11 protein-coding genes and 2 pseudogenes are annotated in these 12249 nt (G+C 69.5%); 4 read left to right on the forward strand and 9 right to left on the reverse strand.

Translation table 11 applies throughout. From position 1 onward, the window contains the following. Positions 1–369: 369 nt before the first annotated feature. Complete coding sequence (locus ACFXA3_RS09145) at positions 370–1932, reverse strand: helix-turn-helix domain-containing protein (RefSeq protein WP_385184081.1); 1563 nt, start codon at positions 1930–1932, stop codon at positions 370–372. A 317-nt stretch (positions 1933–2249) separates the two neighbouring features. Between ACFXA3_RS09145 and ACFXA3_RS09150 the strand changes: the two genes are divergently transcribed. After that, on the forward strand, positions 2250–2969 hold the full coding sequence (locus ACFXA3_RS09150; RefSeq protein WP_385184082.1) for a DUF4232 domain-containing protein: 720 nt from the start codon (positions 2250–2252) through the stop codon (positions 2967–2969). A 401-nt stretch (positions 2970–3370) separates the two neighbouring features. Here ACFXA3_RS09150 and ACFXA3_RS09155 read toward each other — a convergent pair whose 3' ends face one another. The 4 genes and pseudogenes from ACFXA3_RS09155 to ACFXA3_RS09170 form a co-directional block, all read right to left on the reverse strand. After that, positions 3371–3724 carry a hypothetical protein gene (locus ACFXA3_RS09155; RefSeq protein WP_385184084.1) on the reverse strand — a complete coding sequence of 118 codons (354 nt, stop codon included), beginning with the start codon at positions 3722–3724 and terminating at the stop codon, positions 3371–3373. 132 nt (positions 3725–3856) lie between these two features. Further along, on the reverse strand, positions 3857–4459 hold the full coding sequence (locus tag ACFXA3_RS09160) for a hypothetical protein (protein WP_385184086.1): 603 nt from the start codon (positions 4457–4459) through the stop codon (positions 3857–3859). Positions 4460–4625: 166 nt separating this feature from the next. Next, positions 4626–5672, reverse strand: a complete 1047-nt coding sequence (locus tag ACFXA3_RS09165) for a serine hydrolase domain-containing protein (protein WP_385184089.1) — start codon at positions 5670–5672, stop codon at positions 4626–4628. Positions 5673–5759: 87 nt separating this feature from the next. Beyond that, positions 5760–6443: pseudogene (locus ACFXA3_RS09170) on the reverse strand (glycosyltransferase family 4 protein); the annotation flags it as partial. Between ACFXA3_RS09170 and ACFXA3_RS09175 the strand changes: the two are divergent. Together ACFXA3_RS09175 and ACFXA3_RS09180 are read left to right on the forward strand one after the other, a co-directional pair. After that, positions 6431–6583: pseudogene (locus ACFXA3_RS09175) on the forward strand (transcriptional regulator); the annotation flags it as partial. The pseudogenes ACFXA3_RS09170 and ACFXA3_RS09175 sit on opposite strands and share 13 nt — an antisense overlap. Further along, positions 6580–7134 carry a flavoprotein gene (locus ACFXA3_RS09180; RefSeq protein WP_385184091.1) on the forward strand — a complete coding sequence of 185 codons (555 nt, stop codon included), beginning with the start codon at positions 6580–6582 and terminating at the stop codon, positions 7132–7134. The pseudogene ACFXA3_RS09175 and the gene ACFXA3_RS09180, both read left to right, overlap by 4 nt. Before the next feature lie 49 nt (positions 7135–7183). On the opposite strand, the gene ACFXA3_RS09185 is transcribed toward ACFXA3_RS09180, so the two are convergent. Next, the gene (locus ACFXA3_RS09185; protein WP_385184093.1) at positions 7184–8353 is read right to left on the reverse strand and encodes a helix-turn-helix domain-containing protein; all 1170 of its coding nucleotides are present in this window, start codon (positions 8351–8353) and stop codon (positions 7184–7186) included. Further along, complete coding sequence (locus ACFXA3_RS09190) at positions 8340–9044, reverse strand: hypothetical protein (RefSeq protein ID WP_385130219.1); 705 nt, start codon at positions 9042–9044, stop codon at positions 8340–8342. Before ACFXA3_RS09190 ends, ACFXA3_RS09185 begins: the two co-directional genes overlap by 14 nt. 348 nt (positions 9045–9392) lie before the next feature. Here ACFXA3_RS09190 and ACFXA3_RS09195 point away from each other — a divergent pair, with 348 nt between their 5' ends. Then, positions 9393–9830 carry an NUDIX domain-containing protein gene (locus tag ACFXA3_RS09195; protein ID WP_385184095.1) on the forward strand — a complete coding sequence of 146 codons (438 nt, stop codon included), beginning with the start codon at positions 9393–9395 and terminating at the stop codon, positions 9828–9830. Positions 9831–9973: 143 nt separating this feature from the next. Here the strand turns inward: ACFXA3_RS09195 and ACFXA3_RS09200 are convergent, their stop codons facing one another. Together ACFXA3_RS09200 and mobC are read right to left on the reverse strand one after the other, a co-directional pair. Further along, positions 9974–11656 (reverse strand): relaxase/mobilization nuclease domain-containing protein, encoded by a 1683-nt coding sequence (locus ACFXA3_RS09200; protein ID WP_385184098.1) that lies wholly within the window; start codon positions 11654–11656, stop codon positions 9974–9976. Next, positions 11656–12102 carry a plasmid mobilization relaxosome protein MobC gene (mobC, locus tag ACFXA3_RS09205; RefSeq protein ID WP_385184101.1) on the reverse strand — a complete coding sequence of 149 codons (447 nt, stop codon included), beginning with the start codon at positions 12100–12102 and terminating at the stop codon, positions 11656–11658. The genes ACFXA3_RS09200 and mobC overlap by 1 nt, the downstream gene beginning before the upstream one ends. Positions 12103–12249 lie beyond the last annotated feature (147 nt).

Here is a 12249-nt window from a genome sequence, read left to right on the forward strand (position 1 = left end):
GGTGTTGGGGTGTGTGTGTTCGGCTGTGGGTGTGGCACACCGCCGACGCCCGTGTTTGGCGCCGGGCCCATTCGTATCTGAGCGGATGACGGGAATCGAACCCGCGCTATAAGCTTGGGAATCTACTGCCCTTGGCGCGCTCACATGGGTTCTGACCTGCATGGATAGGCTCTGCGGGGTGACGTTCGGGACCTTGTCTCGAACCGGTTGTGACCGGTCTTGACCGTCCTTGAGGGCACGGTTGGGGCACGCCCTTCGCGTTGGTCCCCCGTGCGGTGGCAGTCGTCCGGAGCGTCTGCGTGCTGCCGTTGTCGGTAGGCCACCAGCCCAGGGGGCTGAACTCGCAAGCGGGCAGGTGCGATGGGTCTTTCATCCCGTGTACGGCAGCCAGGCGTTGTTGTTCTCGTTGTACCAGTAGCTGTGGCCGGTGTTCAGGGCGACCGTGCGGAACGGGCGGCCGTGGTCGTCGATGCGGGTGCTGCCCTTGCGGTCGCCACTGCTCCAGGCCAGTTCCATGTACCAGCTGACGTCCTGACCGAGTGTGGCGGCGTCGATGTTCAGCACCTGGGGGTCGGTGGCGGAGACCTTGTACGGGAAGTCGGTCGAGGTGGTCGGCCGCTCGCCCTCCTTGCCGGGTACGGGCCTGGCCCTCGGGGAGGCGCTGTCCAGGTCCACGGCGAAGGACGCCGGCACCAGTGCGCCACCGCAACCGGCGCCCATGGTGTACGCGTTCCAGCCGGGAGCCTTGCGGCCGCTCACGACATGGACGTACAGCGCGTGCAGGACCGTGGCCTTGCCCTCGGTGCCCTGGACGGTCAGCTGCATGCGCAGGTGCCCCGCCGGGACGGCGTTCAGGGCCCGGGCCCACCCTTCGGTCGCCTGCCCGGCGGGGGGCGGGGGGACCGTGCCGGGTGCCTTGTCCAGGGCGAACCACTGGCCGCAGGGGCTGTCCCAGTTGTCGGGCAGGACGTTGACCGTGAACGGGGCGGTGGGGGAGGCCCCCTCCTTGGCGGTGCCCGGTGAGGTGGACGCGGACGTTGCCGAGGGGGACGACGGTCCGGGGCTGGACGGGGGAGCGGAATCGGCTGTGGGCGTGGGTGACGACCCGCCGGACGGCAAGGCCGGGCCCGCCGCCGCCCGCTCGCGCGAGGACGGCTGGACAGCGCCGTGGCGCGTGTCCCCGTGACCCGTGTCTCCCATGGCGGAGACGGCGGCGGCGGTCCCCGCCACCGCGGCGGTGGCCACGGCGGCTGCGACGGCGAGCAGCAGCCGAGGACGCCGGGCCCCCGGTACGGAGGCCCGGGCGGGGCCCGGCTGGACAAGGATGGCAGGGGCGTGTGCCGGTGCCGGTGCCTCCTGTGCCGGTGCAGGGGCGGGGGCCTCCGACGGTGCCAGCGCGGGAGCGGGGGTAGGCGTGGGGGTGGGTGGCTCCGCCGGTTCGGGTGCGTCCATTGCCGCTGTGGGGGCGGGTGCCTCCGCAGCGGCAGGTCCGGGCGCCGGGGCGGACCCGGCCGCGGACGCCGGGGCAGGTTCGGGGTCGGTCTCCGCCTGCGGCCGGGCCTCCGAAGCCTCCCCGGGCACCACCACCGCCGACGCAGGCGGCACCTCCGTCGCGGCGTTACCGTCCCGCGGCGCGGCGGAGTTCGCGGCCCCCGACCCCGAGGCCTGCCCGTCCGCCGCCCCCCGCCGCCGCTCCACCAGTGCCAGCAGCCACTGCTGGTGCAGCGCGAGCAGCTCGTCGGCCGAGGCGCCGCAGACTCGGGCGAACCGCTCCACCGGGGCGTAGTCCGCGGGCACCGCCGCGCCGCTGCAATAGCGGTGCAGCGTCGAGTTGCTGGAGTGCAGCCGCTTCGCGAGCGTGCCGTAGCTGCGCCCCGAGCGCTCTTTGAATCCGCGCATCAGCTCCGCGAACCGCTCCGTCTCCGTGGCCATTCCACCCTCCCCCTCATCCCGGAAGCACGTTCCAGGGTCGCCCGATCGCCCAGGTGAGAGGGGTCGGGAGCGTTCCAGGGTTCCAACTATCCCGGTCCAGACACCACTGGGACGAAACCGGCCCCACAGTTGCGTCATCAGCCGGTCGGTCCGCCATCGGATTCGGCGGTCGCAACGGGAGGGCCCCCACCCGCCCCACCGACCGCCCTCGGCCGCCTGCGGCATCAGCCGACCGGAACAGCAGCCCCACACAACGTCTCGTCAGACGGGAAGCGGAAGCCTCCCTCCGACGACCGCACCGACACGGAGAGTTCCCCATGCGCACCTACCGACTCCGCACCACCGCCCTGGCCGCCGCCACCGCCGGCCTCGCTCTGGCCCTGACCGCCTGCGGCGGCTCGGACAGCGCCGGCGGGCCGACCGCGAACCCCGCCGCGGCCAAGAGCGCGGACAAGCAGGTCTCGACCGGGACCGTGACGCCGTCCGGGGAGGGCGCCTCCGCCGCCCCGTCCGCCGGCAAGGCCACCGGAACCGGAACGGCCACCGCCACCCCGGTGAAGGCCGGTTCGAGCGGCAAGAACACGGGGGGCACCACCGGCGACTCCTACGCCTACACCCACCCCTGCTCGGCGCGGAACCTGACCGTCAAGGTCACTTCCCCGACGGGCGCTCCGGCCACCGTCCGGGTCATCGCCGTGACCAACAACGGTTCCACCTCCTGCGGTCTGGACTACTTCCCCACCGTCGGCTTCAGCGCCAAGGGCGCCGCGCTCGGCCTCCAGGCCACTGCCCCCGGTGGACTGGGCGGCGCCCCGGCGTACCCGGTGCACCCCGGCGCCACCGCGTACGCGGCCGTGGACCTCAACCCGTCGGGTGGCAACGGCACCGTGGCCGACGAGGTCAACGTCCTGGCCGACAAGGAGCACATGCCGAACGCGGACGGCGTCAGCCTCAAGCTGGCCAAGCCGGGCAGCGTCGCCGACCCGAAGGTCGGCCTCTACCGCACCAACACCCGCGACGCCCTGAGCGCCTTCTGAACGGAGCTCCGGAGGCCGAGGCAGGGTAGAAAAGTCTAGGCAACGCAAAAGCCCCAGGCCGCTGACCTGGGGCTTTGCAATGGAGCGGATGACGGGAATCGAACCCGCGCTATAAGCTTGGGAATCTACTGCGCGGAACGCGTCTGCACCGTTGCTGACCTGCATAAACAGGCTCTGATAGTCCCCTCTTGAAGGCCCTCCGGGATCCGGCTCTGACCGCTGTTTACCGTCCTTAAGGGCACGGTTGGGGCACGCCCTTCGCGGTGGTGGTCCCGGTCGGCGTGAGTAGCCCGGGTCGCCCGCGACTCGTCGCCGCCAGCGGAGCGCTGACATTGAGGATTGCTGCCGCAAGCGATCAGACGGACGGCGTGGAGTGGTCCCCGCGATGGGGCGGCACGGGGTCAGGCGTCGCCTTCTACACCCTCGGCCCGGATCGCCATGTCCCGCAGAACCTCGGCCGAAGGAACCGCCGGATCACCTTCGTCGTGGACCAAGGCAAGTTGGATGTAAGCCGCGGCGAAGGCGGCGGCCAACTGTGTGACGGCTTTGCCCATCTCGCGGCCTATCTGCTCGGCGATCTCCTCCAGGGAGTCGTCGGGCGAGAGTTCAATCCTGGGCATCGCTTCCGTCAGAAACTGGCCGATCAGCCCAGGATCCTCTGTATCGGGTGCATCGGCCGACTCTGGTTGGCGGAAATCGTCGTATGCCTCTGTCAGGATGCCGACGACCTTCTTGATGACCTTGTTCTGGTCCATGTCACGAGCGTAGACCCCACCCCTGACACGCGCGGCAAGATCGACAGAGAGTGACGTGAGGCCGGGTGGTCGCGGCTCCGGGAGTGCCTGCCAGCTTGGACAGGAGACCCTGCCCGCGTCGGTTCGGGTGCGTCATGTGGTCATGTAGTCGCGCGTGTCGAACGCGTCGAGTCCTGCCCAGATTGGTTCGGCGCGCTTCTCCAGTTCCTGCAGGATCTCTTCAGCGCTGCGGCTGGTTGCTTCGGACAGCCGCCGGGCCACCGCACCCGAGTAGTAGGCGAGGGCGACGAGGAAGTCCATCGACGTGTGGAAGCCGTACTTCCTGTCGATTTCGAACAGAACCTCGGCCATTCCGGGTCGGGCCTCGGGCTCGAGGATGGGGCGCACCATGGAGGGGATGTATCCCCAGACGACGGCTCCATCCTTCAGGGTCCGGTCCGTGGCCATGTCGACGGCGTGCTGGGCGGAGAACTGCTGGAGCAGTTCGAGCGGGCTGAGCGGGCTGTGCTCGGAGAACATGATCGTGGCCTCGGCCGCCGTGCAAGCCAGATCCATGACCAGGCGCTGGAGACCTTCGTGCTCGAAGTGCTTGAAGCAGTCGCTCAGGACGGCAATCTCGGGAGCCTCGTTGCGGGGCCGCCCTTCGCGGGGCGTCTCGATCATTCCGGCACGGATCATCGGCATGACGTACCCGGTGGGCTTGTCGTAAGACAATCCGGCGGTGGGAACAGCCATGATTCGCTCCTGCCTCGGGAGTCGGGGGCGGCGCGGCTTGTTGGACTTCGCTCGTCCCATCGACGCAGACCTCTCGTACGGGTGTTGACCCATCAACGAGGAAGTGATTCCTGCGGTCGCTCCGCCAGGCGAGGGATCGAGCTGGCCGCCTTCGACCCGCCTACCTCTACTGCGGATCGTTTGTGTCGAAGACGGTTGCCCGGAAGGCGTTGCGGACAGCCGTGAGAGGCTCGCGGTCGCGGTTGAGGCGGAGCTTGTTGGTCAGAAGGACGGCCAAGCGGTTTTGCGTGGGGCTGATCCACATCCCTGTGCCGGTGAAGCCGTAGTGGACCCAGATGTCGTCGGCGGGGTCGGTGCCGGGGGCGGGGTGCCAGAAGAGGCCACGGGCCGGGGTGAGGTCGCCGGTGTGGATGCGGAGGGAGTCCTTGATCCAGGTGGGTCCGAAGGCGGCCTGTGTGGGGGCGAGCATGTGGCGGAGGAAGAGGGCAAGGTCGTCGAGGACGGAGAAGGTGCCGGCGATGCCGCAGACGCCACCGAGGAGGCGGGCGGAGAAATCGTGGGCGGTGCCCTTGAGGTGCGTGCCGGTGGTCTCGTCGTACTCGGTGGGGGCATAGCGGTCGGCCTCGGGGTTGGGGAGGGGCCCGAAACGGGTGCTGGTCATGCCCAGCGGCTGCCAGACGCGGTCGGTGGCGAGCCGCTCCAGGGGCTGGCCGGAGAGATATTCGGCGAGGTAACCGAGGACGAGGGCGGCTCGGTCCGTGTACTCGACGGCTTCGCCCGGTCGGCGGTGAAGTGCTTCGTGGAGAACTCCGTCGCGGATGTCCTGGGGGTCGGTGCCGTAGAGGTTCTTGAGGTTGGCACGCAGGGGCAGCCCGGCGGTATGGGTGAGCAGGTGATGGGTCGTGGCCTCGGCCAGGGGATGACCTGCGACCTCTTCCCAGAAGGCGCCCAGGGGAGCGTGGAGCTGGAGTTTCCCCTCTTCCACGAGGGTGTCGATCGTTGACCAGACGGCAAGGATCTTGGTGAGGCTGGCCACGTCGAAGACGGTGTCCAGCCGCATCGGCTCGTCCGGCTGGGTGGGGTCGAGGAGGCCGACGGCACCGCTGGCCTGGATGCCGTCGGCGTCCCCGACGGCCCACACCGCGCCGGGGTAGACCTCGTCGCGCACTCCGGTCTGCAGGAGGGCTTCGATCCGGTCGCTGGTGTGGGTCATGGTCTCCCGATCGTCGTGGGTCGCGGGTGGTCCACTGGCCAGGTTAGTGACGCGGTTAGGGCAGTGCCCGCTGCGCCACAGGCGAGGTCAGGCGAGCCGTCGGCCGAGCTCGGAGATGGCTGCGACGGTGGTGCTGAGAGGGAAGCGGGCGGCGTTGGCGCGGCCGGATGCCCGGAGCATCTCCAGCAGGCCGGGGGTCGTGCGCAGGCGGTGGAGATCGTGGGCTGCGGTGGTCGCGTTGGTGACGTCGGTGGCCAGGCCGCTGCCGGAGAGGGCTTCGCTGAGTCCGGGGACCGGTTGGTAGAGGACAGGGAGTCCGCAGGCCTGGGCTTCGAGCGCGACGAGCCCCATGGCCTCCAGGGTGGTGGAGGGCACGGCAAGGACGTCGTGGTCGGCGAAGACCTTCCAGAGCTGTTGCCGGCGGAACCAGCCGAGGTAACGGACGTGGACGCCATGCTGGCGGATCACCGGTGTGAGGTCGTGGAACTGGGCGCGCGGGGCGGCGATGCTCAGCTCGACCGAGGGGGTGGCCGAGATGGCTTGCAGGAGGGGTTCGAGCCCCTTCTCGGAGCTCAGGCGCCCGGCGAAGAGCACTCGCAGATGGCTGGCGGGGCGCCGGGCGGGCCGGGGTGGTGGGCTGGTGAGGAGGTGGTCGGGGACGCCCCAGGGGATCTTCTCGATCTTGCGCCTGTCCGTCTTGGGAGTGAGCTTGAGGAGGCGGTCGGCCATGGCACCGGTGGGGACGACGATCGCGTCGGCTTCAGGCCCTGCGGATCGCCGAGACCTGCGCCGCCCAGGACGTACGCCGTCCCGCCGTCCGCGAGCTGGTCGCCGACATGGCCGCCCGGGACCGCCGTCGTACGCTGCCAGAGCTCCACCACTTCAGCCGCCGACTGGGAGTACCCGCGTGACCGAACCGCAGCGCAAGCCCTTCCTGTACGTCGTCGTGTGCGCGGCCGAGGTCGCCGGCGATGTCGGCAGACTGATCACCGCTGCACAGAAGCGGGGTTGGGACGTGGGCCTGGTCGCCACACCGCAGGGGCTCGGCTTCCTGGACGTCGCGGCTGTAGAGGAGCAGACCGGGTACCCGATCCGCTCGGCGTGGCGCTCACCCGGCGAGGCGCGGCCGTTCCCGCCGGCCGACGCCATCGCCGTCGCACCGGCCACCTTCAACACGGTCAACAAGTGGGCGGCCGGCTTTGCGGACAACCTCGCCCTCGGGATCCTGTGCGAAGCCACCGGCATGGGAGTCCCGACCGTGGTCCTTCCGTACGTGAACAGCGCCCTCGCTGCCCACCGGGCGTACCAGAGAAGCCTGGCCGAGCTCCGCGAGATGGGCGTCCTGGTCAGCAGCTACCAGCCGCACCTTCCCAAGTCCGGTGGAGGCGCCGACCGCTTCCCCTGGCTGGAGGCGGTCGAACTCCTGGCCCCAGCGATCCGTGCGGAGGCCGAGCGTCCTTGAGTTGCCGCACGGTCGGCGTGGACCGTGCAGGTACTCGAAGGCATCGGCATTACTGGACGAGGCGGAGCACCGGCCTTTGCTCCTGGACACCCAGAAGGTCTCGAACTCGCTTGTTGTTCCACGCCAGTTCATGCGCCAGCTCGGAAACGGAGAGATTCGTTTCCTTAGCCGCCAGGTCGAAGGCCTGACCGAGCAGCGAGGGCTGCTCACCGGGGAAGTTCGAGACCGATTCCGGCGTGAAGCCGGGCTGGCCGTCGAGCGCGCGCAGGCGTTGGTACGTCCTGCTGGCGGTGGCGTCGGAAATCAGTCCCAACTCACGGCATCGGTAGACGAGCGACTGGAGGGAGACCCCCCAGACTCCTCTCAGCTCTGCCAGCCGTGCGATATCCATCCGCCTGGGCAGCAAGGGCAGGATGCTGGACTGGGGGGTCAGGAACTCGGCCGCGAAGGCGTCGGCCTCCTTCTCTTGACGGCTGTCACCGGTGGCATCGCCGTGAAGCACGAGGTGGCCCAGTTCATGGGCGGCGGTGAACCGATGCCGGTAGATGTCGTCCGCCCGGTTGGCGGTCAGAACGACGAGCGGTCGCGCGGCCCGGGTGGAGAACGCGTCCACGCTCGCAGCGGAAGGATCACTGGCAGGCGGCATCACCACCACGATCCCGTGGGACTCCATCCGCCTCACCAGGTGTGTGACAGGGCCGTCGCCGAGACCCCAGCGCCTGCGCAGCTCACGGGCGGCGGACGCGGGATCGGCGGACAGCTCCTCGCCGGGGTGGACCTCCCCGCCGGCGAAGCCGGGCAGGTCGACAAGCGGCAACTGGATCCGCTGTTCCAGCGCGTAGGTGAGCTCCCAGACCTGCTCGGCGAAGGCGAGAGCACGCTCTCGCTGGGACTTCGGCGTGCTGCGCAGGCTTCGGAAGTGCGCCATGGAGGCGTCGAGCCGGTTGGCCGGCCTTCCCAGCAGGAAGAATGTCACCGGAACCCCGAGGATCTCCGCGAGACGGGGGATCAAGTCAGGCCGTGGCTTCGAGACCCCCGTCTCGTACTGACCCACCGCGGCAGGCGTCACTCCGAGCTGTGCCGCCACGTCCTTCTTCGTCATCTCCGCCAGCCGACGGGCTTGTGTCAGCCGGGTGGGATCGAAGCCGTCGGAGATGGCACGCGGCGTGGCGCCTCGTTCTTCCGTGCCGGGAATCAGGTCTTGCTTAGTGAGTCGCATCGTCTTCGTTGGTCTGGTCCTCGACGGGTTCTGCCTCGGTCTGAGCGGGTACGTGCAGGGCCCGGTCAGAGGCGGTACGAGAGGACAGCGTAAGGGTGGGTTCGGTTCCGTCGGCGAAGCTGGTGTGTGCCGTGATCTGGTGCGGAATGCTGATCGGCCGCGGCGTGTACGAGGTGACCGACTGAGGCAGGTGGAGCGGCTCGGGATCTGTCGTCCATTCCAGCTGCCGGTTCATTCCGAGGGCTGCGATGCCCCAGTGCGCCTCGAGCAGCTCGGAGGCGTTGCAGGCGAAGGGCACCAGGATCAACTGGGTGCCCTGTGGGACGGTCGCCAGAGCGCCGCGCGGTTCAGCGGTCGGGACGGCCGTCCCGAAGTCGAGGTCGAACGGGTCCTGGGTGTGCTTCGGCGCCGGCGCGAAGGTGAAGAGCTCCCGTACCAGCCGCGACTCGCTGGGGATGCGCGCGCTGCGCACGTCCGACTTGGTCTTGGAGTACCGGAACGGGTAGAGCAGCCCGTTGCCGATGAGCATCAGCTCGTATGAGAACCCGAACGGCTGGACCGCGCGGGCGCCGGGCAAGTCCTTGAGTTCGTCCTGCAGCCGCTCGTACTGGTTCTCATATCGGGTGGTGCCGTAGGTGCGGGTGGTGCGAGATGCTGCTTGTTCCTGTGCGGCCTGTGCGTTGGCCTGCATGTTACGAAGGCCCTGTCCGACGGCGAGGCGTACAGCTGCGGCCTGATCGCCGAACACATCTGTCGCCCATGGCGACTGAGGCACACTCATGCGGACGACTCCTAGGGTCGGACTACGCATCGAAGCATTCCAGTGCGGTCCTGACTTTAGTTGATGTCGAAGAATTTGCACAACAGCTTCCGTGGTCGGCGTGTTCGATGCCTTTGGGCTGTCGCTGGGGCCAGCTCCACCGCACCTGACGCGTGGCGTCCCTTGCATGGCCGAACGTCGTTCATCACTGGTAGCCGTCCAGCCAATGGCGGTTGGCTGCCGCACCGAGACCGTCAACGAGCAAGGAGACAGAGCGAAATGATCGAACGAGTCCGCGCCGTCCTGATCACCGCTGACGACACGATGCTGGTCATCCGCCGCACCAAGCCCGGCATCCCCGTGTATTGGGTGCTGCCCGGTGGCGGTGTCGAAGCGAGCGACGAGTCCCTGAAGGCCGCACTCCACCGGGAGATCCACGAGGAGATCGCAGGGAAGGCCGACATCGTCCGGCTCCTCCACACGATGGAGTCCGACGAGGAGCGTCAGCTCTTCTACCTCGCCCGCATCGCGACATGGTCCTTCGAGGACCGGACCGGTCCCGAGTTCAGCGCCGAAGGCCGCGGCGAATACGCACTGGAAGAAGTCCCGCTGACGGTGGAGGGGCTCGACGGCATCGACCTCAAGCCCGAGGAGATCACCCACGTTCTGCGAGACGCCATCGGTGCCGGCACCCTCGGGGCCGAGGTCGCGGTCTAGCACCGTATGAGCCAACGCTGAGTTGCGGTGGCCGGTGACGCGCCGTGTTCCTTCAGGGAACAATTCGACCGTTCCTTCGGGGAACACCTGCCGTGTTCCCCGAAGGAACAGGGCGCCTGCCAGCGACAGTGGCGGCCTTCCGGCTACCGGCTGCTTCGGCGGGGTGGTGGCTGTCGTGAGGGACCGAGGACGGCTGCGCTCGAACCCAGGCGGGTGGTGCTCGCGGAGTCGGGGTGAGCGAGCCTTCCACCTACCACGCCGACGAGTCGGTGCAGCCGCCAGACGAGGACGTCGCTGATCGAGGTGGCGGTGTCGAGTTCCCGTCGTCGGGTGGCTTCGGCGAGCAGGATGGTCGGGTCGTGGCCGGACTTCTGGGCGTCGGTGAGGGTGGCGGCCAAGGCAGGCCAGCCAGGCTCGGCGAGGACCTGTTCGGCCAGGTCGGGTAGGGCTTGGCGGACGAGGGCGGCCTGTTCCTGCTGCACGGTGAGGGTCAGGCGGAGGCCGTGCTGGTGGATCACGGTCAGGGGCTGGGCTGCGGCGGCCTGGTAAGCGGCATGGAGGTGTTCGGCTGCTTGGCGGGCGGCTTCGGCTTGCTGGTCGTGGTGGCGGGTGTGGTGCCAGTGCTGGGCTGCGACGACGGCCAGGAGCAGGGAGTCGAGGAGCATCGCGAGGAGGGCTCCGTCCTTCGGCGCGGGTTCACGAACGATCGCCTTGATCGCGCGTCGTGTGGCTTGGGCCTGCTGGTGGCGGGCGCGGATACGGGAGCGGCTGGCCCGCTCGAATGCCGCTGCTGCCTGGGCCAGCTGGGACCTGTAGCTGGCGGGGGCGATGAGGGGGAGGGCGTCGAGCGTTTCGGCGAGCACGGTGATGTGCGCCTGGCCCACGGCGTCGTCAGCCTGCTCGAGAACGTCCGGGATCCGGTCGGCGGCGTCGGTGACCTGCTGCCAGGCCGTACTCCGGAGGCCGGAGTGCCGACCCACGGAGGCGGATTCGCTGGGTGCGAGACGCTCGCTGATCTTGGGGTAGGACAGGTCGGGGGCGAGGGTGGAGCCGGAGAACCACACCGGCTCGCCCTTGGCGTTCGTGTCGTCGGCGAGGGCGACTTTGTAGCCGCGGATGTCGCCGGAGGGGAAGTACTGGATGTCCACCAGCACGCTCGCGCTGCGCAGGATGGTGAAAAAGTCCTCGGTGCCCGTGGCGGCCGCCACCGTCGTGCGGACGGTGGCCCGCAGCCTCTCCCTGGGCGTGGCGGCATGCCTGGCGCGCAGGGCCTTCTCCTTCTCGGCGCGGGTGGGGCGTTTGGCGCCGGTGCGGTCGCCGCGCACGACCTGGCGCAGGCCGTACTCCTTCTCTATCGCGGCGCATTCCTTGTCGGCACGCGGATAGTCGTTCCAGCTCCGGGGCTCGCGGAGGTCGCCTCGGACCTTGGTGGCGACGATGTGGATGTGATCCTCCGCGTGGCGGACCGCGACCCAGCGGCAGGCGTCCGGGTCGCCGGCGGGGGCGATGCCGGTGGCGTTCAGGATCCGGCGGGCGATCACCGCCCACTCCTCGTCCGACAGGATCCGGTCCTCGGGTGCGGCCCTCACCGAGCAGTGCCACACGTGCTTGTCGGGTGCCCGGTCGCCCGCCTGCTTGACCCGCAGGTCGAGGACGGTGGCGAGGTGGGCGAGCGTGGCGTCGGGGTCGCGTCCGGGGTCGGGGGCGAAGCCGTCGAAGGAGGCCACGAGGTGGGGGTCGGTGTGATCCTTGGCCCGGACGGTGTCGTACAGGTACCTCAGGACCCCGCGGGTGTTGGCGCCGGCCTTGCCGATCTTCGCGATCACTAGGCGGCTCGCTTCGATGTGGCGGCCTTGTCCGACGCCACATCGATCGATGTGGCGGCGTCACGGGCCAGGACCAGGACGCGTCGGGCTTCCGCGAGGAGGGCTGTGTCCCCAGGGTGTGGATGGCCGCCGGAGTTCAGTTTGAAGGCGATCTGGTTGACGTTGTTGCCGATGGCGGCGACCTGAGACCGCAGGGCGGCGAGCTCGTCGATCAGGTCGTCGTGGGAGGTCCGCTGGCCGGGCAGGGCGAGGTCGCCGTTCAGGTGGGCCATGACGACGGCGCCGACGTAGTGTGCGCCCGCCAGGTTCAGACGGCGGGCCTCGGCGAGGATCTCGGTGTGCTCGTCGGCGCTGTAGCGGACATCGACACGCATCTTGCGCTGCTCGGTGTCACGGGCGCGACGGCGGGCGACTCGGTACAGCGCGGCCTCGTCGGCGGCCCGCACGACGGGCTGGCCGGCGGCGGGGGCCCCCGCCCCCCCCGCCGCGCGTGCGGTAGTCGCCGGTCGGGCGGCCCGGGGCCTGGTGCGGCCGGGCGCTGGTGCGCACCGCCGCGCCGAGCATCGAGCCGAGCAGCAGGGTCAGGCCGACGA

It is taken from the genome of Streptomyces sp. NPDC059456 (genome assembly GCF_042750055.1).
Lineage (GTDB): Bacteria > Actinomycetota > Actinomycetes > Streptomycetales > Streptomycetaceae > Streptomyces.

Bases quoted from the DNA above. Each gene is read 5' to 3' on its own strand.
- ACFXA3_RS09190 (WP_385130219.1), bottom strand. From the start codon at position 9,044: ATGCAGGCCAACGCACAGGCCGCACAGGAACAAGCAGCATCTCGCACC.
- ACFXA3_RS09160 (WP_385184086.1), bottom strand. From the start codon at position 4,459: ATGGCTGTTCCCACCGCCGGATTGTCTTACGACAAGCCCACCGGGTAC.
- ACFXA3_RS09165 (WP_385184089.1), bottom strand. From the start codon at position 5,672: ATGACCCACACCAGCGACCGGATCGAAGCCCTCCTGCAGACCGGAGTG.
- ACFXA3_RS09150 (WP_385184082.1), top strand. From the start codon at position 2,250: ATGCGCACCTACCGACTCCGCACCACCGCCCTGGCCGCCGCCACCGCC.
- ACFXA3_RS09195 (WP_385184095.1), top strand. From the start codon at position 9,393: ATGATCGAACGAGTCCGCGCCGTCCTGATCACCGCTGACGACACGATG.
- ACFXA3_RS09185 (WP_385184093.1), bottom strand. From the start codon at position 8,353: ATGCGACTCACTAAGCAAGACCTGATTCCCGGCACGGAAGAACGAGGC.
- ACFXA3_RS09155 (WP_385184084.1), bottom strand. From the start codon at position 3,724: ATGGACCAGAACAAGGTCATCAAGAAGGTCGTCGGCATCCTGACAGAG.
- ACFXA3_RS09145 (WP_385184081.1), bottom strand. From the start codon at position 1,932: ATGGCCACGGAGACGGAGCGGTTCGCGGAGCTGATGCGCGGATTCAAA.